Origin of the sequence: Micromonospora aurantiaca ATCC 27029 (assembly GCF_000145235.1) — a bacterium.
In the GTDB taxonomy this organism is placed as follows: Bacteria; Actinomycetota; Actinomycetes; order Mycobacteriales; family Micromonosporaceae; genus Micromonospora; species Micromonospora aurantiaca.
In genome coordinates this window covers 765217-786255 of record NC_014391.1, presented here as the reverse complement: position 1 = coordinate 786255, position 21039 = coordinate 765217, and the positions used below count along the sequence as shown (strand labels likewise).

Genomic DNA, 21039 nt, shown 5'->3' with positions numbered 1-21039 from the left:
CCGGCTGCCCGCTCGGCGGGCCGGGCTGCCGCCGCGGTCAGGCCGGTGCGGTGGGTGGCTCGTCCGCGCTGAGGAACCGTCCGACGGTGGCGCTGAACTCGCGCCAGCCGGCCCGCTCCCCCGCCAGCGCCCGGCCGCCGGCATCGGTCAGCTCGTAGGTGCGGCGCTCCCGGCCGTTCACAGTGCTCCAGGTGCTCGCCACCAGCCCGGCCCGCTCCAGCCGGCGCAGAGCCGGATAGATGGTCCCGGTGGGCAGATCCAGCGTGCCGCCGCTGCGGGCACGCAACGCCTCGATGATCGCGTAGCCGTGCAGCGCGCCCCGTTCCAGCACGGCGAGCAGCAGCGCGTCCAGGTGTCCGTGCAGCGCCTGCGCCTTCATGCGTAGCAACGCTACTTGTCGCGCCGCCGCGACGCCAAGGGGTGCGACTCCCGGTCGGAACCGTCGCCCACTAGGGTATGTGCGCAGAGTCACTCGGCGGCGCGACGCCGTCGGGTGGGCAACCCGAACGCACACGGAGGTCAGCGTGGCCCGCCAGTCGCCCCAACGGCCCGACGCCGACGAGCCCGAGCTCGACGACACCGACGCCGCCGCCGCGGCCGACGAGGTCGAGGAGGACCGCCCGCCGGCCGACCGCGCGCTCTGGGACGAGGTGCGGATCGACCCGGTGGAGATCGCCCTGCCCGCCGGCACCGGCTTCACGCTGCGGGCGTACCGGCAGGCGCGCGAGCTGACCCCGACCGACGTCGCCGAGCGCGACCAGGACGACCCGTTCCTGGCCCGCCGTCAGGTCGTCGAGACCGAGGAGGACGAGGAGGTGGTGATCCTCGACGAGGAGTTCGCCGCCCTCTCCGCCGAGGAGGACGACGAGGACGAGGAGAAGGACGCCAAGTCCCGCCGCAAGGGCAAGGCCGACGCCTCGGACGACGAGAAGGCCGAGGCCGACGAGGACGACGCCGAGGACGACGAGGACGAGGACGAGGCGGGCGACGAGGAGGTGCCTGTCTTCCTCACCCACAAGGGCCGGCTCCTGCTGTTCAAGACGCCGGAGTCATTGGTCACTTTCATCCGTTCCGGTGCGCCCAACGACCTGTCCCAGCTGGACAGTTGGAATGAACTGTCCGAACGGCTGGAGCCGGCCGACATCGCCCCGCTGGACGAGGACACGTACGAGCTCGACCTGGTGGTGGAGAACCTGCGCGGCGGCCACGACGCGTGGGACCACGAGCTGCTCATCGAAGCCGGTGAGATCGCCCGTGACCTGGCGTACGCCCTGCGGCTACCCGCCGTGCTGGACATGCTCTCGGCGGGCTCCAGCCTGGACGACCTGGACGAGGCGCTGCGCGCTTCCGTCAACGGTGGCGTCGGTGGTTTCCTGGGTCGTCGGCGGCTGAAGAAAATCGGGGCACAAACCGCAAGTTTGGGTTGGCGCACCATTGTCGGCAAGATCTCTGCGGTTGTGGACTGGCGCGACTGACCCGGAGCGGGGAGCATCAGTCTCTGGCAGAGCAAGACCTGTGTCCCGGGAGGAGGACGACGCCGTGGCGCTCGTGCGCGTGTACTGCGGTCTGGCCTCGGCAGATCCGGCCGACCGAACGGCTTCGGCCGGAACGACGCTGACGTCCGCTGTGGTCGACGACGCAGGCCGTCTGCTGCACGTCTGCGAGATCGGTGACGATCCCGCCGGTTACGCCCGGCTGGTCGCGCTGCTGGTGGAACGGTCCGGCGGTCCGAGCGGCGCGGCCATCGCCGCGGACAGCGACGACCACATCGTCACCTCGCTGCTGAGCGCCGCCGGCCGCCCGCTGGCGATCGCGGACGACGACTCGGTCGACGACTTCGCCGAGCGCTTCGCCGACGACGACTCCCTGGAGGAGATGCAGTCCCCGCCCGCCGAGCGCCGGGCGGTCGGGCTGGCCCGTGCGCTCCAGGCCGGCGCGCTCTCCGCGGTGACCCTCCCGGCGCCGCGCGAACTCGCCGGATACACGCAGGTCCTGGCCGCGCACGCGGCGCTGGCGAGTGGCCGTCACTCCGCCGCCGTGACACTGCGCGAGGTGCTCCGCGAGCTCTACCCGGCCGCGCTGCGGGCCTACCCGGATCCTGCCGACCGGGTCGCCCTGGCGGTCCTCGACGCGCTGCCCGAGCCGGGGATGCTCACCGGCCCCGCGGGCCGTGGTGGCCGGGACGGCGCGCTGGCCGCCGACGCGGTCGTCGCGCAGCTGGCCGGCGAGGGCGTGGCCGACGCCGACGCCGTCTCCGACGCGGTGACCGCGCTGCGTGTCGCCATCTCCGAGACGCCCCGGCGGGCCACCGTCAACCGCACGCTCACCGCGGCCGTCGCCGAGACCGTACGCCAGGCCGTCGCCTCCGTCCGGACCTGTGACGCCGGCTGCGATGCGCTCGTCGGCGCGCTCGCCGAACGCACCGCTCCCACTCCCGCGACCGGCCGCCGGGCCGCCGCCCGACGGGGCGAGCAGGTCGACGAGCTGGCCTCGACGCCGGCGGCCGACCTGCGTCCGGTGCGCTCCATCCAGCCGGACCCGATCGCCGAGCCCCACCGCGGTCGTCCCGAGCCGGCCGGGGCACCCGAGCCGGCCGGCCGTCGCGGTCGTCCCGAGCCGCTCCCCGGCGGGCGGCGCAGCCGTCCGGAGCCGGTGTCCGGTCCGGCCGCCACGACGACGCCCCGGCCGCTCGGCCCGCCACCTGTCGCGCCCGCGCCCGTCACGCCGCCGCCGGTCGCCCCGGCGCCGGTCACGCCCGTCGCTCCGGCAGCAGCACTGGGCCGGCCGTCCTCGGCTCCCCCGGCGCGGCCCGAGCCGACCGGCGCGCCGCTGCCGTCGCGGGTGGACGGCCCCACCAACCGGCCGGTCTCCGCGCCGCCTCCGCCGCCACCCGGGATCACGCCGATCGCCCCGTCCCCGCGCGGCGCCGTGCCGCCGGCCGAGGCCGGCGAGCCGTTCCGCCCGACGCTCACCACCGCGGCGATCAACAAGGCGCGGGCCGAGCGGCAGCGCACAGTCATCCCGCCCCGGCCGAAGACCAACCAGAACCCGCACCAGGAACCGCCCACCGGTGGATTCAGCGCCACCGACCTGAGCATCCCGGTGCCGGCCCCGCGTCCGCCCGCGCCGGAGGCGCCGCCGGGCTCCCGGGCGAACTGGCCGCTGGTGAACACCGAGGACGACACCGCCCGGGAGCGGGAGGGCACCACCTACCCGTACGGGCGGGGCGTGGACGCGCCGAGCGACCCGGGCCGGGTCACGCCGCCGTGGCTCGCCGACGACCTGCCGCAGGAGCCGCCGATGCTGCGGCTGGTGGAGCCGCCGCCGCTCGCCGACCGCGCGCTGCGCGACGAGATGGGCCGGCCGGCCGACCCCGGCCTGGAGACGCCCCCGCTGCGTCTCGTCGACCAGGGCGACCCGGGCCGCGTACCGCTGCCCGCCGCGCCCGAGCGGCGTCCCGCCCCGAAGGAGCACCGGCCGCCGCCGGTCTCCGACGAGGGTGACGGCGACCTGCTGATCTTCGCGCAGGCCAAGTCCGCCTGGTTCGTCGGCCACGGCGACGAGGCCGACCTGGAGTGGTCGACCACCGCCGACACCGGCTGGCAGGCGGCCGAGCAGGCGGCCCGCCCGGCCGTCGGCGCGGAGACCAAGGCCGGGCTGCCGAAGCGCGTGCCGCAGGCCAACCTGGTCCCGGGCTCCCCGCTGCGCGAGGAGCGTCCTCTGCGGATCGTCCGGAACGCGGCGAGCCTCGCCGAGAACACCACCGGATACTTCCGGGGCTGGCGGCGCGGCCAGGAGATCGGCGGCTTCGCCGTGGGCGGCCGTCCGGGCCGTGAGGCGGCCGGCGGCTGGGACTTCACCCGCGACACCGGCGACCGCGACGACGACCGGGAGTACGAGTACCGCTCGGCGGGCTACCGCTCCTGACCGGGCCCGCCGGGGTGTTCCATCCCACACCGGGACGATTTGACGCTGGGCTGGACCGGCCGGGAACATACCCGGCGGACCAGCGGCGGCGCCTGTTCGCCGGGGTGGGAAGGCGATTCCATTGGCGACACCGGCGTTCGACTCCACTGTGCTCACCCGGCGGGGCGTCCTCGCCGCCGCTGCCGGGAGCCTGCTGCTCGCCGGGTGCGCGCCGCAGGGCCAGCGGCCGGACGACGGCCCGTCCAGCAGCGCGCCGAGCGACCAGGACCTGATCGTCGGCGCGAGCCTGGAACTGACCGGCGCCGGGTCGCTGCTCGGCGTCGCCCAGCGGCAGGCCCTTCAGCTCACCGCCGACTCGCTCAACCGCACCGGCCTGCCGGTCGGGAACCTGGTCCGGTCGGTCCGGCTCCAGATCCTGGACAACGGCAGCAATCCCGAGGTCGCCGCCCGCCACGCCGCCGAGTTCACCCGGGCCGGCGCCCAGGCGCTGATCGGCGGCGTGCTCGGCGAGACCTCGGTGGCCCTCGCGGCGGCCGCCCAGCGGGTCAAGACGCCCTTCCTGTCGCTCGGCTACGGTGACCGCATCGCGCTGCCGCTGGACGAGCGCACGTTCACCTACAAGCTCACCCCGGACGCCGTCGACATGGCACGTCGCCTGGTGGAGCTGTTCGAGTCCAAGAAGATCCGGCGGGTGTCGGTGCTCGCCGCCGACGGGATGCACGGCGACTCGGGTGTGCGGGCGATGCGGGAGGCGCTCGCCGACAGCAGCACCGACCTGGCCCGCACGGTACGCCTTCCGGCGACCGGCCGGCGCTTCCGTACCGCCGCCGAGCGCGTCGCCGGGGGCCAGCGGGACGGCGTGGTGGTCTGGGCTACCGCACCCGACTCCGGTGTCGCGGCACGGGAGCTGCGCGCCGCCGGTCACCGCGGCCCGATCTTCTTCGACGCCGGCGCGGTCGCCGACGACACCGTCCAGGGGGCGAACGCCGCCGCCGTGGAGGGCGCGTACGCGGTGCACCCGGCCTGCCTGGACGTCTCCGCCGCCACCGCCACCACGACGGCGCAGCTGGCCCGCCGGGACTTCGTCAACCGCTACACGCAGCGGCACGGCGTCAGCCCGGACTTCGCCCCGTACGCCTCGGACGCGCTCCAGCTCCTCGCCACGTCGGCGCGGATGGCGACGAGCCTGGACCGGGGCCGGCTGCGGGCGCTCCTCCAGGCGCAGACCGTCGAGGGCATCGCCGGCGGGTACGCGTTCCGCGCCGACCGGCACGGCGGCATGGAGCCCGACTCGCTCGCCGTGTACCAGGTGTTCCGGGGCAACTGGACCCGGTACGCCTGACCTCACCCGTCGCCCGGTGACCGTCCCGCCTGGAGGGTCACCGGGTGATCGCGTACCGTGTCCGCCCCCAGACGGCAGGAAGCGCCCGGTGGCCCTGAGGCCGCCGGGCGCTTCCGCGCGTCGGTCAGGCGGGCGCGACGGCCCGCGAGCGCCGCATGGTGAGCACGTACTCGACCAGCGAGATCAGCACGTGCTTCGTGGACTCCCGGTTCCGGGCGTCGCACGGCACCACCGGCACGTCGCGGGAGATCGCCAGCGCGTCCCGGACGTCCTGCGGATCGTGGTACTGCATGCCGTCGAAGCAGTTGATGGCGATCAGGTACGGCAACCGCCGGTGCTCGAAGAAGTCGATCGCGGCGAAGCAGTCGGCGAGCCGACGGGTGTCGACCAGCACCACCGCGCCGATCGCACCCCGGACCAACTCGTCCCACATGAACCAGAACCGCGTCTGACCCGGAGTACCGAACAGGTACAGGATCAGATCCCGGTCGATCGAGATACGACCGAAGTCCATCGCCACCGTGGTCGTCGTCTTACCCGGCACCTGCCGGGTGTCGTCGACGCCGACACCGGCGGAGGTCATGATCGCCTCGGTGGTCAGCGGCGTGATCTCGGAGACCGAGCCGACCAGCGTCGTCTTGCCGACGCCGAACCCACCGGCGATAACGATCTTCGCCGACGTCACTCGGCCGCTCGGGGCCGGCGGCCGGTGCGACATGTCAGAGCCTGCGAAGTCCACTCAGCACCCTCTCCAGCAGTTCAGTGCCCACCGCGTCTTCGGAGTCGTCCAAGATGGTCGGCTCGTGGACCGCGACCAGGCCGTCCGTCGCCATGTCGGCGATGAGCACCCGGGCCACGCCGAGCGGAAGCTGCATCCGCGCCGCGATCTCGGCGAGCGACTGCACACGTCCGTCACACAACGCGGCGATGTACTGGTGTTCACGACCGTGGCCGCCACCATTGCCAGTGGCAACCGCTCGGCCGCGCACCGTCGTCTCGACGAGTGCCTCCAGGGCGATGTCGAGCCGGGGACGGGTACGGCCGCGGGTAACGGCGTACGGCCGGACCAACGCTCCGGTCGGCTCGTCACGATCCGCCATTTCGCCGCTCACCTCCCTCGTACCCGGCACCGGCTCGCCCCGGTGGCATCCGTCGCTGTCGTAGTTGTTCCCGCACCTGACCCACCGGCCAGCGCGTCATTCAGCCCATCATCCCCACAGCCGTACGCGGCTGCGGCGTCAGGGCATCGCCCACCCGGTCCACGAGCAGGGCCATCTCGTACCCGACCTGACCCACGTCGCAGCTCCGCGCCGCCAGCACCGCGAACGACGAGCCGTCGGAGATGGACATCAGGAACAGGAAACCGTTGTCCATCTCGACGACTGTCTGCAACACCGCTCCGCCCTCGAAGCAGCGGGCCGCGCCCTGGGTCAGGCTGACCAGACCGGACGCGATCGCGGCGAGCTGGTCGGCGCGGTCCCGCGGAAGGTCACGGGACGAGGCGAGAAGCAGGCCGTCGGCCGAGACCGCGACCGCGTGCGCCACACCGGGCACCCGGTCGGCGAAGTTGGCGAGCAGCCATCCGAGATCCTGCGTAGTAGTCATCCTTGTTGCTCCTTCTGCCCGCTCCCGGCCACCGGGCCTGAGCCAGACTGCGAGGACTGCTGCCCGCCCGGAGTGCCCTCCGGGCCGGTCGTGTTGCTGTCGGTGTTACGCCCGCGCTGTACGCCCCGATGGTAGGCCGAGAGCAGGCCCCGAACACCCTCCGGAGTACGCCGCTGCACCGACGCGGAAGGCTTCTCGATGCTGCCGGGCACGAGCTGCGCCATCGGCGTCCGCTTCGGCAGGCCCTTCTGGGTGGTCTCCGCAACCGGGACCTCGGTGGCCGCCGAGGCGGCACGCCAGCCGTCGTCGGCCGCCGTCTGCCACGGGGAGGAGGACTGCGGCGACGCGGTCGGCTGCCGGGTGGGCAACCCGCCGGTGTGCGCGGGACGGGCGTTCCCGTTCGCCGCGCCGTTGTCACGCGGTGCTCCGCCGGCCGTCGGAGTGTGTGCCATCGGCGTGTTACCTGTCGTTGCGGGTGTCTTCTGCGGCACGGGCCGGCCGGCCGTGTCCACCTTGGCGAACTGCTGGGTGGCGGCGCCGCCGTTCGTCGTCGCGGCCGGTGCCGCCGACTCCTCGTTGGGTCCGGGCCGGCGGGTGCGGAACCACGCCGACTCCAGCTCCCGGAAGATCGGCAGCTCCATCGTCTCGTCCGCGTACCGCTGACGGTTGCCCTGCTGCTGCGGCGCGGCCGGGCGTGCCACCGGTGCCGCCGGGCGGTTCGCCGCCGGGGCCTCGGCCGGCCGGCTCGCGGCCGGAGCGGCGGACGGCTGGCCGGCCGCCTGCTGCGGGGTGGCCGGAATCTCCGTGCGCGGCACCCGGGGCAGCTCGGTGGTCATGTCCATGCCACTGGTGGGCCGTTCCGGCGCCGCCGGAGCCGGGGTCGGCGCGACCGGCGGCCAGACCGGCGGGGCGCTGACACCCGGTGCGGGCATCGGACGTGCCTGCGGCTGGTTCGCCGGCGGCGCGGAGGCCGGGTACCCGGCGGCGGGCTGCCCGGACACCGGCGCGGGGTGCCCGGAGACCGGCGCGGCCGAGACCGGACGGTACGGCAGCGGGTCGCCGGAGACCGGCGCCGCGGAGACCGGGCGGCCCGAGAACGGGTCGCCGGAGACCGGCGCGGCCGAGACCGGGCGGTACGGCAGCGGGTTGCCGGAGACCGGCGCGCCGGAGACCGGGGGCAGCGGCGGGGCCGACACCGGCGGGACCGGCGGCGCGGAGACCGGCGGCGGGCTGTAGGGCCGCGCCTCCGGGCTGCTCGGCAGCTGGCGCGGGATCGCCGGCTGCTGGCCGGTGCTGCCCGGGTCGCCGTCGGCCGGGTTGCGCCGCTGCGGCAGCGGGTCCGTCGACTGGCCGTTGGGCCGGCCGCCGAATCCGCCGTCGCCGCCGGACGGGCTGGCGCCGGTCAGGTCGGACCAGGCCGGCATGGCACGGCCGCCACCGGCGTTCGCCGGGGTGCCCGAGCCGTTGCGCGGCGCCGGGTCGAAGGCGCGTCCGCCGAGCGTGACCTGGTTGCCCGAGGAGCCCGGGTGGGGCGCCGGCGGCAGGCTCGGCGGGTTGTTGTTGCCGAAGGCGGCCAGGGCGCCGAAGGCCGGTGCCGGGCCGTTCTGCTGCGGGCCCGCGGCCGGCAGGGCCGGTCCGGGCAGGCCACGGCCGGCCAGGGCGCGCGGCACCAGGACCGAGGTCGGCAGCGTCACGTCGGCGACGGTGCCCCGGTCGGCACCCGGCCGCAGCTCGACCCGGACGCCGTGCCGGGCGGCCAGCCGCGCGACCACGACCAGGCCCATCATCCGGGAGACCGCGACGTCCACCTGCGGCGGCGTGGCCAGCCGCTCGTTGAGGTCGCGGAGCTGGTCCGGGCTGATGCCGATGCCGCGGTCCTCCACGTAGAGGGAGGCGCGGTCGCCGACCCGCCGGGCCTCCACCATGACCTGCGAGTCCGGCGGGGAGAAGGCGGTGGCGTTGTCGAACAGCTCGGCGACCAGGTGCACCAGGTCGTTGACCGCGTGGGCGGCGACCTCGATGTCCCGGTCGATCACGCCGAACTCGATCCGGGTGTAGTGCTCGACCTCGGACTGGGCGGCGCGCAGCACGTCGATCAGTGCGGCGGGCTCGCGCTGCACACGGGTGGAGTCCGCACCGGCGAGGACCAGCAGGTTCTCGTCGTTGCGGCGCATCCGGGTGGCCAGGTGGTCGAGCTGGAACAGCTCGGCCAGCCGGTCCGGGTCCTCCTCGCCGCGCTCCAGGCGGTCGAGGTGGCCGATCAGCCGGTCGACCAGGATCTGCGAGCGCCGGGCCAGGTTGACGAACATGGTCGCAACCGAGGCCCGCAGGGCGGCCTGCTCGGCGGCGGTCCGGACGGCCTCCAGGTGGACGGCGTTGAACGCCTCGGTCACCTGGCCGAACTCGTCCTTGCTGCGCACCGGCAGCGGCTCGGCGATCTGGTTTGCCAGTTGCACAGGGGAGAGCTGGCCGGTGACCTGCGGGTCGCGCAGACGGGCGACCGCCTGTGGCAGCCCGTACTGGGCCACCGCCAGGGCGCCCTGGCGCAGGTCGCGCAGCGACCGGGCCATCGAGCGGGCCACCAGGTACGCGAACAGGATGGCCAGCAGCAGCATGGTGAGCAGCAGGCCGGTCTCCAGGAACACCTGGCGCTGGGTGTCCGAGCGCAGCGCGTCGGCCTGCCGGACCACGTTGCCGTCGAGCCGGGCCTCCACGGTCCGGATCAGCTTGGCGTTGGCGACCATGGTCTGGTCCCACTGGTCCGCCCCGAACGGGGCGTTCTCCATCGAGCCGTTGTTGTTGCCCGAGACGAAACTCGTGAAGCGGTCGGCCTTGCGCAGGTCGGGCCCGGAGACGGTCTGCTCGTAGAACAGCTTGTCGGGCTCGGTGGCGACCGACTGGAAGGTCGCCAGCGACTGCGACTGGCCGGTGCCGCTGGCGATGAACTGCTCGCGCAGCGCGGCGGTGTACTGGTTCTGGGTCAGCGCCTGGTGGACGACGACCCGGCGCTGGGTCAGGTATTCCTTCTGCCGGGCGACGGCGGCCGCCGCGCGCATCCGGTCGCTCAGGTCGTTGTTGCCGGCGAGCTGGGTGGCCGAGTCGCGGATCGCGAGCAGGTCCTCGATCAGCTGCCGGTACGCCTGGTCGGCGTCGTTGATCTTCAGCTTGCCGTTCAGCACCTGGCTGCGGGTCGCCGGAAGGTCCTTCAGCTGGGTGTCGATCGTGTCGAGCAGCCCGACGAAGTTGCGGGGCAGGTCGTCGATCTCGCCACGCTGCCGCAGGTACGGCGACTTCGCCTGGTCCACCCGCTGGTTGGCGCGGTTGTAACCCTCCTGGTACTGCGCCCGGGTCTGGAACTCCTTCGCGCCGAGGAAGAGCACGGCGCCGACCCGCTCGTCCTGCACGGTGTCGACCAGGTCACCCGAGTAGCCGATCAGGTTGGCCAGATCCCCCGCCCGGTTGGCATTGTTGAGCGTCTCCAGGTGGTCGACCAGACCACTGGTGCCCACCACGACCGTGGCGATGGTCGGCACGATCATGATCAGACCGAGCTTGGACCAGATCGGCATGTCGCGCAGCCGACTCATCGGCCGGCGCAGCCGCGACAGGAAGGAGCCCGCCGTCGTTGGCCGTTTGCTCACGTCACCGCCCTCGCATTACCGCACCCCGCGCCACCCTGAGGGCAACGCCGAGCGACCGACCCGGCGGGTCGGACCTCCGAGATTCCATCACGCCGCTCCGCAAAGAGAAAGCCCAGGTTGTCCCTCACCGGAGGTGTGATGAGATGTTGATGCAATTTGATAGCAATCCGTCTGGCCGGAGTCACTGAAGGTAATGGAACACCCGCACCGCGTCGTCCTGCTCGCCGGCCCCTCCGGGTCCGGAAAGTCATACATAGCCCAGCGAACCGGACTTCCGGTGCTCTGCCTGGACGACTTCTACAAGGACGGCGATGACCCTACGTGTCCGCGTCGAAACGGACAGGTGGACTGGGAGTCCCCCTTGTCCTGGGATTCGGACACGGCGGTGCAAACAATCGCCCGACTGGCTCGTGAGGGCAAGGCCGAAGTGCCGGTTTATGCGATCGGCGCAGACCGTCGAGTAGCCACCCGGCCATTCGATGTCGACGGATCGCCAATCTTCGTCGCCGAGGGGATCTTCGCGGCCGAGATCGTGGCCGAGTGCCGGCGACTGGGCCTGCTCGCCGGTGCGTACGCGCTGCGCCGCCCGCGCGGCGCGACGTTCCTGCGCCGCCTCGCCCGGGATCTCGCCGAGCAGCGCAAGGCGCCCCGGGTGCTGCTCCGGCGCGGGGTCGCGCTGCTGCGCGCCGAGCCGGCCGTGCTGCGCCGGCAGACCGGGCTGGGCGCCGAGGCGGCCCGGGCCGGGCAGGTGCTGCGCGGGGTGGCCGCACTGCTCTCCGGCCACCCCCGCCAGTCGTGATCAGCCGATCAGCTCGGCGTACGCCGGCTTGATCACCTCGTCGATGATCCGCAGCCGCTCGTCGAACGGGATGAACGCGCTCTTCATCGCGTTGATGGTGAACCACTGGAGTTCCTTCCAGCCGTAGCCGAAGGCCTCCACCAGCAACGACATCTCCCGCGACATCGAGGTGCCGCTCATCAGCCGGTTGTCGGTGTTCACAGTCACCCGGAACCGCAGGTCACGCAGCAGCCCGATCGGGTGGTCGGCGATCGAGGCCGCGGCGCCGGTCTGCACGTTCGACGACGGGCACAGCTCCAGCGGGATGCGCTTGTCCCGCACGTACGCGGCCAGCCGGCCCAGCACTGGCGGGTTGCCCGGGGTGATGTCGTCGACGATGCGGACGCCGTGGCCGAGCCGGTCGGCGCCGCACCACTGGATCGCCTGCCAGATGGACGGCAGGCCGAACGCCTCACCGGCATGGATGGTGAAGTGGAAGTTCTCCCGCTGGAGGTACTCGAACGCGTCCAGGTGCCGGGTGGGCGGGAAGCCCGCCTCGGCGCCGGCGATGTCGAACCCGACCACCCCGGTGTCGCGGTGCCGCACGGCCAACTCGGCGATCTCCTGCGAACGGGCCGCGTGCCGCATCGCGGTGAGCAGCGTGCCGATCCGGATCGGGGTGCCCGCCTCGGCGGCCAGCGCGCTGCCCTCCCGGAACCCGGTGACCACCGCGTCGACCACCTCGTCCAGGGTCAGGTTCTGCTCCAGGTGCTGCTCCGGCGCGAACCGCACCTCGGCGTAGACCACGCCGTCGGCGGCCAGGTCCAGCGCGCACTCGCGGGCCACCCGGCGCAGCGCGGCAGGGGTCTGCATGACCGCCACCGTGTGCGCGAACGTCTCCAGGTAGCGCTCCAGCGAGCCGGAGTTCGCCGCCTCGGTGAACCAGACGCCGAGCGCCGCCGGGTCGGTGGTGGGCAGTTCGTGGCCGACCTCGGCGGCCAGCTCGACGATCGTCGCGGGCCGCAGGCCGCCGTCGAGGTGATCGTGCAGCAGCGCCTTCGGGACCTTGACGATGTCCTCGTACGAGATTGCGACCATGCTCAGACCCTAGTCACCCCCGATACGGGCGCGGCGGTGGACCGGTCCGGTCAGGGCCGCCAGCCGTACACCCGCTCCACCGCGAGCCGCAGGACCACCCGCCCGTCGGCCACCATGGCGGCCCGGTAGTCGGCCCAGTCCGGGTGCTCGCCGCGGATCCGCCGGTACACCTCGACCAGCTCGTTGACGGTCGCGTCGTCGGTGGCCGCAGCGGGCGGGGTGAGCGTCACGGTGCCCTCGGCGACCGCGTACGCCCCGCCGTCGGCGGTGGTCACGTGGAAGCTGGCCCGGGGGTCGCGGCGCAGGTTGCGCACCTTGGCCCGGTCGCCGGTGGTGGAGCAGCGGATCAGGCCCGGCTCGGCCAGGTAGTCGAGGTTGGACAGCTGGGGGCGGCCGTCCCGGCGCAGCGTGACGAGCACTCCGCGCCCGCGCTCGCCGAACAGCTCCCAGAGCCGGGCGCTCACGGCGCTCATGCGGTCACCCGCAGCGGCGCGAGCGCGGCGGCCAGCCGGGCGAGCTGATCCAGCATGAGCGCGGCGGCCTCCTCCCGGCCGGGGTCGGGTCGCAGCTCGCCCGCCTCGTCCAGCGCCTGCCGCAGGAAGACGACCACCTGGTCGTTGACCGGGGTCATGTTCAGCGTGGTCACCACCTGCTTGATCATCTGCACCGCGCGCAGGCCCCCGGAGGTCATGCCGTAGCTGACGAAGCCCACCGGCTTGTGCTGCCACTCGTAATAGAGGTAGTCGATCGCGTTCTTCAGCGGCGCGCTGAAGCCGTAGTTGTACTCCGGCATGACCAGGACGAAGGCGTCCGCGGCGTCGATCTCGGCGCTCCAGGCCCGGGTGTGCTCGTGCAGGTAGACCCGCTCGGACGGGTGGTGCGGCTCGTCGTGGAAGGGCAGGTCGACCTCGGCCAGGTCGAGGAGGCGTACCTCGTCGAAGCCGGCGTGGCGGACGGCGGCGGCGGTGAACCAGTCACCGATGCGGCGGCCGACCCGGCCGGGGCGGGTGCTGGCGACGACGACGGTCAGGCGGGGCATGGCGAGGTCACTCCTGTCGGGACGGGGGCCGGGGCGGTGAGCCGGGGAACGAACCAGGCGACGATCGGCCCGATGCCGATCGCGTAGAGCAGGGTGCCGGGGCCGACGGCGCCGCCGAGCAGCCAGCCGACGGCCAGCACCGTCACCTCGATCGCGGTGCGGGCCGGGCCGAGCGGCAGGCCGCGGGCGGCCAGGCCGGTCATCAGCCCGTCCCGCGGGCCGGGGCCGAGACGGGCGCCGAGGTAGAGCGCGGTGGCGAGGCCGTTGAGCAGGACGCCCGCGACCAGCAGGCCGATCCGGCCGGCGAGCGGAGCGACCGGCGGCAGGAGCGCCAGCGTGGCGTCGAGGGCCAGGCCGACGAGCGCGACGTTCGCCACGGTGCCGACGCCCGGCCGCTGCCGCAGCGGGATCCACAGCAGCAGCACCAGCAGCGCCACGCCGTTGACCAGCAGGCCCATCGGCAGGCCGGTGCGGTCGGCGAGGCCCTGGTGCAGCACGTCCCAGGACGCGAGCCCGAGGTCGGCGCGGACCATCAGCGCGACGCTGACGCCGAACAGGGCCAGGCCGGCGAACAGCCGTACCAGCCGGGACGGCAGTTTGGTTGACATGTCATCAACCTAGGCCGCAACTTGGTGACATGTCAACAACACCGGTACGATCGGCGCATGGACGAACCGCGCTGGCTGGACGAGCAGGAGGACCGCGCCTGGCGCGGCTACCGCCGCATGCGCCGCCTGCTCGACCTGGAACTGGCCCGGGATCTGATGCAGGACGCCGGCCTCTCCGAGCCCGACTACGACGTCCTGAGCGACCTGTCCGAGACCCCGGAGCAGCGGCTGCGGCTCAGCGAACTCGCCGACCGGATGCTCTGGTCCCGCAGCCGCCTGTCCCACCACATCTCCCGCATGCAGCAACGCGGCCTGGTCACCCGGGAGGAGTGCGCCACCGACGGCCGCGGCTCGGTCGTCGTGCTCACCCCGGCCGGACGCCGAGCCGTCGAGGCCGCCGCACCCGGGCACGTGGCGGCCGTCCGCCGGCACCTGATCGACCGGCTCACCCCGGCCGAGGTGGCCGCGCTCGGCACGCTCAGCCAGCGGGTGATCGACCACCTCACCGGCCGCCTCACCGGCCGACCCGAGACGGAGCACTGAGCCGTGGACGATCGCATCCTCGCCCGGCTGCGCTGCCCGGTCTGCGCCGAGCCGCTCACCGAGACCACCGCCGGCACCGCACGCGCGCTGCGCTGCCCGCGCGGGCACAGCTTCGACATCGCCCGGCAGGGATACGTGAACCTGCTCGCCGGCCGCGCCCCGCACACCGGGGACAGCGCCGAGATGGTCGCCGCCCGCGCCGGCTTCCTCGCCGCCGGCCACTACGACGCCGTCGCCGCCGCGCTGGCGACCACAGCGGTACGCGTCGCGGGCTCCGACGCGTACCCCCTGGTCGTGGATGCCGGCGCCGGGACCGGGCATTACCTCGCGGCGGTGCTGGCGGCGCTGCCTGAGGCCGCCGGCCTGGCCCTGGACGTCTCCAAGCCGGCGCTGCGCCGCGCGGCCCGGGCGCATTCGCGGGCCGCCGCCGCGCTCGCCGACACCTGGCAGCGGCTGCCCCTGGCCGACCGGTCCACCTCAGTGCTGCTGAACGTGTTCGCGCCGCGCAACGGCCCGGAGTTCCACCGGGTGCTCGACCCGGGCGGCGCGCTGCTGGTGGTCACCCCGGCCGCCGACCACCTGACCGAACTCGTCGACGCGCTGGACCTGCTGCGGGTCGACCCGGACAAGGCCGACCGGGTCGCCGGCAGCCTCGGCGCCCACTTCGCCGAGGAGTCCGCGACCGGGCACCGGGCCCGGCTCGCGCTGACCCGCGCCGAGGTCACCACGCTCGTCGGGATGGGACCGAGCGCCTGGCACGCCGACCCGCGACGGCTCGCCGCGCGCATCGCCGCGCTGCCCGAGCCGGTGCCGGTCACGCTCTCGGTCCGGCTCGGCGTGCACCGCCCGCGCTGACCCCGCTCAGGTGGAGAGGTCGACCTCTTCCCAGCCCGGCGGCTCGTCGTGGTACGGCCCGCGCAGCACCACCGCCCACTCCAGCGCCCACCGGCGCTGCCCGATCGCGTTGGCGTCCACCAGCCCCGGCAGCGCGCCACCCGCCTTCTCGGTCTCCAGGTACGCCCAGTCGAGGCAGTAGTGCAGGTCCAACAGTGCCGCGGCGTCACCGGGATGCTGCGGCGCGGCCAGGATCCGGGCCCGCCACTGGCCGAACGTCTCCCCCGCGACCAGGTTCGGCATCCGCTCGACCAGCCGCTCGTCCACCGGCACCGTCGGGTCCAGCTCCTTGGCCAGCCCGAGCACCCAGGCCAGCGAGAACAGGGCGTCGTGGTGCAGCACGAACGACCTGTGGTCGCCCCGGCCGCCCATCACGAACTGCCACTCCGGCGGCGTCACCGAGTCGACCAGGTGCGACTCCAGCAGCCAGCCCATCGCCGCCCGGGCGGGCATCCCGAAGCAACGGGCCAGGATCACGTGCAGCACCGCGATCCGGGCCTCGATCTCCGGGGTCGGACGCAGCTCGATCTCGTCGCCCGGCTCCCACACCAGCGGGAACTGCGGCGGCGGCAGCGGAAGACCCAGCCGGGACAACTCGTCCAGGCTCGCCTCCCGGACGGCCCGGGGATCGGGAGCGGGTACGCGCACGGTCAAGCCCCTGTCTGCTCACCTCGGCTCGTCGCCGGCCGATCCCCCCTGGCCTGGGAGGATAGCGGCTCCGGCCGGGCCGGCACCATGGCCGGTCCCGGTCAGCCGATCCGCTCGACGACCAGAGGCGTCGCGTCCGGCGCGTCCGGTGCCACCCGCACCGCGCGGCGCGCCTCGTCCAGCGCGGCGGGCATCCGCTCGGCGTGCTCGGCCCGCAGCTCGAACAGCGGGTCGCCGACGCGCACCCGGTCACCGCGGCGCTTGTGCAGCACCACGCCGGCCGGGATGCTCACCGGGTCCTCCTTGCGGGCCCGGCCCGCGCCGAGACGCCACGCGGCCACCCCGATCGCGTACGCGTCGACGTCGGCGACCCAGCCGTCCTCGGTGGCGGTGACCAGCTCGACCTCGTTCGCGGTGGGCATCGGTGCGTCCGGGTCACCGCCCTGCGCCCGGATCATCGTGCGCCAGGAGTCCATCGCCCGGCCGTCCCGCAGTGCCGCCTCCGGGTCGGCGTCCGGCAGCCCGGCCGCGTCGAGCATCTCCCGGGCCAGTGCCAGCGTCAGCTCCACCACGTCGGCCGGACCGCCACCGGCGAGCACCTCCACCGACTCGGTCACCTCGACCGCGTTGCCCACTGCGAGGCCGAGCGGGGTGGACATGTCGGTGAGCAGGGCGACCGTCCGTACGCCGTGCGCGCCGCCCAGCTCGACCATGGTGCGGGCCAGCTCGCGGGCGTCGTCGACGTTCTTCATGAACGCGCCGGAGCCGACCTTCACGTCGAGCACCAGCGCGCCGGTCCCCTCGGCGATCTTCTTGCTCATGATCGAGCTGGCGATCAGCGGGATCGCCTCGACGGTGCCGGTGACGTCGCGCAACGCGTACAGCTTGCGGTCGGCCGGGGCGAGCCCGTCGCCGGCCGCGCAGATAACCGCCCCCACGTCGCGGAGCTGGGCGATGAACTCGTCGTTGGTGAGCGCCGCCCGCCAGCCCGGGATCGACTCCAGCTTGTCCAGCGTGCCGCCGGTGTGGCCCAGGCCCCGGCCGGACAGCTGCGGCACCGCCGCGCCGCACGCGGCCACCAGCGGGGTCAGCGGCAGGGTGATCTTGTCACCGACGCCGCCGGTGGAGTGCTTGTCCACCGTCGGCCGGGACACCGGCGACAGGTCGAGCCGCTCGCCGCTGGCGATCATGGCGGCGGTCCACCGGGCGATCTCCGGGGCGGTCATGCCGCGCAGCAGGATCGCCATGGCCAGCGCCGACATCTGCTCGTCGGCGACCAGACCCTTGGTGTACGCGTCGACCACCCAGTCGATCTGCCCGTCGCTCAGCACACCCCCGTCCCGCTTCGCCCGGATGACGTCAACCGCCGTAAAAGCACTCACTTCTCAAGATCCAATCAGTTGATCGCGCGTGGCCGCACCGACCCGCGAACGGTGACCAGGTCGGCCCCGGCCCCAACCGCAACCCCGACTCAACCCCAGCGGACCGGAATCTCCGTGGGAGGCTCACCCTCACCAGCCCAGAAGATCGTCCCCGAGGCGTCCACCACGACCACGCGCGGCGTCCGCGCCAGTCCCCACGCGATCGCCTCGGCCGGGTCGTCCCAGGTCGACCCCTCCTCCAGCACGCCGGTCTCGGCGTCCTCGGTCTCACCGGACGACCGCTCCCAGTACGTCGTCCAGACCTGCTGCCCGGCCGACAGGTCGGGGTGCACGAACACGGTGCCCCGGCCCCGCCAGGCGGCCAGCCGGTCCGGCACCACGGGCACCGGGTGCTCGCCGGTCACCGCCTCGATGTCGGCCACGTCGAAGGCGTGCGGCAGCAGCTCCGCCATCCGCAGCGGTCCGCCCTTCGCCTCGACCAGGCACTCCGGCCCGCCCTGCTCCCAGAGCAGCTGCCGGCACCTGCCGCACGGCATCAGCGGCTCACCGGTGGCGTCGACGCAGGACAGCGCCACGATCCGGCCTCCGCCGGTCGCGTGCAGTTGCGAGACCACGCCGCACTCGGCGCAGAGCGTGACGCCGTAGCCGGCGTTCTCCACGTTGCAGCCGACCACGACCCGGCCGTCGTCGACGAGCGCGGCGGCACCCACCGGGAACTTCGAGTACGGCACGTAGGCGTGCCGCATGACCTCGGTGGCGGCGGTACGCAGCCGCTCCCAGTCGATCTCCATCACAACCCCCATTCTGCCCAATCAACGCCGATCGGTCGCGGGTGCGGCCGGAGACGACGATGCCCGGCGGGTCGCCCCGCCGGGCACGGTGTCGCGGCGGGCGGTCAGCCCTTGATGTACGGCTTGCCGTCGGCGGCCGGCGCCCGGACCTTGCCGACCAGCCCGGCCACGGCCAGGATCGTCGCCAGGTACGGCAGCATCGCCAGGAACTGGCTCGGGATGCTGCTGCCGATCGCGCCCAGGTAGGTGGCGAGCTGGTCGGCGAAGCCGAAGAACAGCGCCGCCAGCAGCGCGCCGGTCGGGCTCCACCGGCCGAAGATCAGCGCGGCCAGGGCGATGAAGCCCTTACCGCCGATCATGTTCTTGGTGAACGAGTAGAGCGCCAGCGTGTACGAGGCGCCGCCGACGCCTGCCACCAGACCGGCCAGGATCACGTTGCGGTAGCGCAGCCGCAGCACCTTCACGCCCAGCGTGTCCGCGGCGGTCGGGTGCTCGCCGACCGAGCGGGTCCGCAGGCCCCACCGGGTACGGAACAGCGCCAGGTGGATGACGAGCACCAGCAGCAGGCCGACGTAGAGGAAGATGTTGCCCCGGAACAGCGCCGGACCGAGCAGCGGGATGTCGGACAGCAGCGGGATCTCCCAGTTGCCGAACCGGGGCGCGCTGTTGTACTTCGCCGCGTCGGTCTGCATCAGCCGCTCGTACAGGAAGCCGGTGATGCCGACCGCGAGCAGGTTGAGCACGATGCCCATGACCACCTGGTCGACCAGGTAGCGGATGGAGAACACGGCCAGCAGGAACGAGATGAACGCGCCACCGATGGCGGCGGCCACCAGGCCCACCCAGACGCTGCCGGACATGCTGCCGAACAGCGCACCGGAGAAGGCGCCCATCAGGAGCTGGCCCTCGATCGCCACGTTCACCACGCCGGAACGCTCGCAGAGCACACCGGCGAGCGCGCCGAAGATCAGCGGCAGGGCCAGGATGAACGTGCCGCGGACGACGTTCACCAGCGGCATGAAGTTGCGGCCCTCGGGCGCGGCCGAGACCTGCCAGCACAGGAAGCTCAGCACGAAGGCGACCAGCCCGGCGCCGAGCAGCAACGTGAACCAGCGCTTCGGCACACCGGCCAGCAGCGCGCCTCCGGCCGCGGCGGTGATCAGCCCGAACAGGATCGCGCCGACCGTACCGTTGATCTCCAGGGCGGCCCCGCCCTCGGTCTCGCTGAGCGTGAACCGCGCGTGCTGGTCGGTCGCGAGCGCGCCGAACAGCACCGCCGCGAGCACACCGAGCGCCAGCAGGACCGCGCCGATCTTCCGGTTGCGGGTCCAGAAACCCTCGTCGACCGCGGTAACGGCGACCTCGGGGACAGCGGTGGTGGACATGCTCACCAGCCCTTCGCGAGGCTCGTCTGCAACCGGGCGGCGCGGGCCGCCCGGAGCTGGAAGATCGTCTTCACCAGGGCAGGCGCGGCGATGAAGATGACGATGAGCGCCTGGAGCACGGTGACCAGTTCCAGCGAGATGCCGGAGTACGACTGCATCCGGTTGCCGCCGGCCTGGAGCGCGCCGAACAGCAGCGCGGCCAGCAGCACGCCCCACGGCTTCACGCGGCCGAGCAGCGCGACCAGGATGCCGTCGAAGCCGATCTGCGCGATCACCAGCGGGGTCAGCGCGGTGGCGGTGGTGCCGAGCACCATGGTCGAGCCGCCGAGACCGGCCAGCATGCCCGCGAACACCATCACCAGCACGTACGTCTTCGTGACGCTGATGCCGGCGGTCCGGGCCGCGTCCGGGTTCGCGCCCACGGCCCGCAGCTCGAAGCCGAGCGTGGAGCGGTTGAGCAGCCAGGCGATGAACCAGGTGGCCGCCACCGCGAGCAGGATGCCGGCGTGCACCCGCAGGTCTTCGCCGAGCAGCCGGGGCAGCTGCGCGGTGGAGTCGACCGGCTTGCTGATCGCGTCCGCCCGGTTCGGGTTCTGCACCCCGTTCTGGACGATGATCCAGGACAGGAAGTAGACCGCCACGTAGTTGAGCATGATCGTGTTGATCACCTCGTGCGCGCCGGCCCGTGCCTTGAGGATGCCGGGGATGAAGCCCCAGAGCGCGCCGCCGAGCGCGCCGGCGATCAGCGCCACCAGCAGGTGCACGACGGGCGGCAGCGGCAGCGCGAAGCCGGCCACGGCGGCCAGGATGACGGCGATCGTCGCCTGGCCCTGGGCGCCGATGTTGAACAGGCCGCCGCGGAAGGCGAGCGCCACCGACAGGCCGGTGAAGACGAGCGGCGCGGCGTAGGTGAGCGTCTCCGAGATCGGGCTCATGGCGGCGGTGAAGCCGACCGCGTCCGGGTCGAAGATCGCGCCCTTGAACAGGTTCGCGTACGCCTCGCTGACCACAGTCCAGCTGGCGTTCAGCGCGTCGGTGGGACGGGCGGTGATGTAGCTGTAGGTGGCGAGCACCTCGGGGTCGGACACGATGATCAGCACCGCGCCGACCACCATCGCCAGCAGCACCGCGAGCACCGTCACGGTGAGCGTGTTGGCCGCCCAGAGGTTGTCCAGAAAGAGCCGGCCCATGCTGGGGCGGGACTCCCCGGCCGGGTCCGGCTTCTTCGCGGTCGCGGTGGCGGGGACCGTCTGCTCGGTGTCACCGGCCGGCTGCGTCGGCGTCGCCCGGGCCTCGCTCAGCGACTCCTGCGCCTCGGTCGCCGGTTCCTTGTCCGGCGAGCCCGAGACGGGGTTCGG

Annotated in this window: 20 protein-coding genes; 6 read left to right on the top strand and 14 right to left on the bottom strand. The window is 73.4% G+C overall.

Going from position 1 to position 21039, the window contains the following annotated elements; translation table 11 throughout:
- Window positions 1-37 precede the first annotated feature (37 nt).
- On the bottom strand, window positions 38-379 hold the full coding sequence (locus MICAU_RS03965) for a PadR family transcriptional regulator (RefSeq protein WP_013283998.1): 342 nt from the start codon (window positions 377-379) through the stop codon (window positions 38-40).
- 145 nt (window positions 380-524) lie between these two features.
- Between MICAU_RS03965 and MICAU_RS03960 the strand changes: the two genes are divergently transcribed.
- The 3 genes from MICAU_RS03960 to MICAU_RS03950 all read left to right on the top strand — a co-directional run bounded on the left by MICAU_RS03960 (window position 525) and on the right by MICAU_RS03950 (window position 5269).
- A complete protein-coding gene (locus tag MICAU_RS03960; protein WP_013283997.1) occupies window positions 525-1475 on the top strand; it encodes a SatS C-terminal domain-containing protein in 951 nt (316 codons plus the stop codon).
- 40 nt (window positions 1476-1515) lie between these two features.
- Window positions 1516-3927, top strand: coding sequence for a hypothetical protein (locus tag MICAU_RS03955; RefSeq protein ID WP_013283996.1), 2412 nt, complete (start codon window positions 1516-1518; stop codon window positions 3925-3927).
- A gap of 121 nt (window positions 3928-4048) precedes the next feature.
- Complete coding sequence (locus tag MICAU_RS03950) at window positions 4049-5269, top strand: ABC transporter substrate-binding protein (protein ID WP_013283995.1); 1221 nt, start codon at window positions 4049-4051, stop codon at window positions 5267-5269.
- Between the two features lie 124 nt (window positions 5270-5393).
- On the opposite strand, the gene MICAU_RS03945 is transcribed toward MICAU_RS03950, so the two are convergent.
- The 4 genes from MICAU_RS03945 to MICAU_RS03930 form a co-directional block, all read right to left on the bottom strand.
- Window positions 5394-5987, bottom strand: coding sequence for a GTP-binding protein (locus MICAU_RS03945; RefSeq protein WP_013283994.1), 594 nt, complete (start codon window positions 5985-5987; stop codon window positions 5394-5396).
- Between the two features lies 1 nt (window position 5988).
- A complete protein-coding gene (locus MICAU_RS03940) occupies window positions 5989-6369 on the bottom strand; it encodes a DUF742 domain-containing protein (protein WP_013283993.1) in 381 nt (126 codons plus the stop codon).
- Window positions 6370-6469: 100 nt separating this feature from the next.
- The gene (locus MICAU_RS03935; protein ID WP_013283992.1) at window positions 6470-6874 is read right to left on the bottom strand and encodes a roadblock/LC7 domain-containing protein; all 405 of its coding nucleotides are present in this window, start codon (window positions 6872-6874) and stop codon (window positions 6470-6472) included.
- A complete protein-coding gene (locus tag MICAU_RS03930) occupies window positions 6871-10515 on the bottom strand; it encodes a sensor histidine kinase (protein WP_013283991.1) in 3645 nt (1214 codons plus the stop codon). The genes MICAU_RS03935 and MICAU_RS03930 overlap by 4 nt, the downstream gene beginning before the upstream one ends.
- Before the next feature lie 532 nt (window positions 10516-11047).
- Between MICAU_RS03930 and MICAU_RS33005 the strand changes: the two genes are divergently transcribed.
- Complete coding sequence (locus MICAU_RS33005) at window positions 11048-11314, top strand: hypothetical protein (RefSeq protein WP_228531240.1); 267 nt, start codon at window positions 11048-11050, stop codon at window positions 11312-11314.
- Here the strand turns inward: MICAU_RS33005 and MICAU_RS03920 are convergent, their stop codons facing one another.
- From MICAU_RS03920 to yczE, 4 genes are read right to left on the bottom strand one after another with little or no spacing between them, the layout of a single operon-like run.
- Window positions 11315-12391, bottom strand: coding sequence for an adenosine deaminase (locus tag MICAU_RS03920; RefSeq protein ID WP_013283989.1), 1077 nt, complete (start codon window positions 12389-12391; stop codon window positions 11315-11317).
- 50 nt (window positions 12392-12441) lie between these two features.
- The gene (locus MICAU_RS03915; RefSeq protein ID WP_013283988.1) at window positions 12442-12864 is read right to left on the bottom strand and encodes a PPOX class F420-dependent oxidoreductase; all 423 of its coding nucleotides are present in this window, start codon (window positions 12862-12864) and stop codon (window positions 12442-12444) included.
- Entirely contained in the window at window positions 12861-13430 is a 570-nt protein-coding gene (locus tag MICAU_RS03910) for an NADPH-dependent FMN reductase (RefSeq protein ID WP_013283987.1), read from the bottom strand. Before MICAU_RS03910 ends, MICAU_RS03915 begins: the two co-directional genes overlap by 4 nt.
- The gene (yczE, locus tag MICAU_RS03905) at window positions 13418-14038 is read right to left on the bottom strand and encodes a membrane protein YczE (protein ID WP_013283986.1); all 621 of its coding nucleotides are present in this window, start codon (window positions 14036-14038) and stop codon (window positions 13418-13420) included. The genes MICAU_RS03910 and yczE overlap by 13 nt, the downstream gene beginning before the upstream one ends.
- A gap of 57 nt (window positions 14039-14095) precedes the next feature.
- On the opposite strand from yczE, the gene MICAU_RS03900 reads away from it, so the two are divergent.
- Together MICAU_RS03900 and MICAU_RS03895 are read left to right on the top strand one after the other, a co-directional pair.
- Window positions 14096-14581: a MarR family winged helix-turn-helix transcriptional regulator gene (locus MICAU_RS03900; protein ID WP_013283985.1), complete on the top strand. Its 486-nt coding sequence runs from the start codon at window positions 14096-14098 to the stop codon at window positions 14579-14581.
- 3 nt (window positions 14582-14584) lie between these two features.
- Window positions 14585-15436: a putative RNA methyltransferase gene (locus tag MICAU_RS03895; protein ID WP_013283984.1), complete on the top strand. Its 852-nt coding sequence runs from the start codon at window positions 14585-14587 to the stop codon at window positions 15434-15436.
- Window positions 15437-15442: 6 nt separating this feature from the next.
- Here the strand turns inward: MICAU_RS03895 and MICAU_RS03890 are convergent, their stop codons facing one another.
- The 5 genes from MICAU_RS03890 to MICAU_RS03870 all read right to left on the bottom strand — a co-directional run bounded on the left by MICAU_RS03890 (window position 15443) and on the right by MICAU_RS03870 (window position 20871).
- On the bottom strand, window positions 15443-16123 hold the full coding sequence (locus tag MICAU_RS03890; RefSeq protein WP_013283983.1) for a DUF4272 domain-containing protein: 681 nt from the start codon (window positions 16121-16123) through the stop codon (window positions 15443-15445).
- Between the two features lie 101 nt (window positions 16124-16224).
- Entirely contained in the window at window positions 16225-17505 is a 1281-nt protein-coding gene (locus MICAU_RS03885; protein WP_013283982.1) for a thymidine phosphorylase, read from the bottom strand.
- 89 nt (window positions 17506-17594) lie between these two features.
- Window positions 17595-18296 carry a cytidine deaminase gene (locus tag MICAU_RS03880; RefSeq protein WP_013283981.1) on the bottom strand — a complete coding sequence of 234 codons (702 nt, stop codon included), beginning with the start codon at window positions 18294-18296 and terminating at the stop codon, window positions 17595-17597.
- Window positions 18297-18400: 104 nt separating this feature from the next.
- Window positions 18401-19681 carry an ABC transporter permease gene (locus MICAU_RS03875; RefSeq protein ID WP_013283980.1) on the bottom strand — a complete coding sequence of 427 codons (1281 nt, stop codon included), beginning with the start codon at window positions 19679-19681 and terminating at the stop codon, window positions 18401-18403.
- A 2-nt stretch (window positions 19682-19683) separates the two neighbouring features.
- Complete coding sequence (locus MICAU_RS03870) at window positions 19684-20871, bottom strand: ABC transporter permease (RefSeq protein WP_396786743.1); 1188 nt, start codon at window positions 20869-20871, stop codon at window positions 19684-19686.
- Between the last annotated feature and the right edge of the window lie 168 nt (window positions 20872-21039).

Excerpts from the sequence above, each read along its gene's own strand:
- MICAU_RS03965 (WP_013283998.1), bottom strand. The coding sequence starts at position 379 with ATGAAGGCGCAGGCGCTGCACGGACACCTGGACGCGCTGCTGCTCGCC.
- MICAU_RS03945 (WP_013283994.1), bottom strand. The coding sequence starts at position 5,987 with ATGTCGCACCGGCCGCCGGCCCCGAGCGGCCGAGTGACGTCGGCGAAG.
- MICAU_RS03940 (WP_013283993.1), bottom strand. The coding sequence starts at position 6,369 with ATGGCGGATCGTGACGAGCCGACCGGAGCGTTGGTCCGGCCGTACGCC.
- MICAU_RS03935 (WP_013283992.1), bottom strand. The coding sequence starts at position 6,874 with ATGACTACTACGCAGGATCTCGGATGGCTGCTCGCCAACTTCGCCGAC.
- MICAU_RS03920 (WP_013283989.1), bottom strand. The coding sequence starts at position 12,391 with ATGGTCGCAATCTCGTACGAGGACATCGTCAAGGTCCCGAAGGCGCTG.
- MICAU_RS03915 (WP_013283988.1), bottom strand. The coding sequence starts at position 12,864 with ATGAGCGCCGTGAGCGCCCGGCTCTGGGAGCTGTTCGGCGAGCGCGGG.
- MICAU_RS03910 (WP_013283987.1), bottom strand. The coding sequence starts at position 13,430 with ATGCCCCGCCTGACCGTCGTCGTCGCCAGCACCCGCCCCGGCCGGGTC.
- yczE (WP_013283986.1), bottom strand. The coding sequence starts at position 14,038 with ATGTCAACCAAACTGCCGTCCCGGCTGGTACGGCTGTTCGCCGGCCTG.
- MICAU_RS03900 (WP_013283985.1), top strand. The coding sequence starts at position 14,096 with ATGGACGAACCGCGCTGGCTGGACGAGCAGGAGGACCGCGCCTGGCGC.
- MICAU_RS03880 (WP_013283981.1), bottom strand. The coding sequence starts at position 18,296 with ATGGAGATCGACTGGGAGCGGCTGCGTACCGCCGCCACCGAGGTCATG.
- MICAU_RS03875 (WP_013283980.1), bottom strand. The coding sequence starts at position 19,681 with ATGTCCACCACCGCTGTCCCCGAGGTCGCCGTTACCGCGGTCGACGAG.
- MICAU_RS03870 (WP_396786743.1), bottom strand. The coding sequence starts at position 20,871 with ATGGGCCGGCTCTTTCTGGACAACCTCTGGGCGGCCAACACGCTCACC.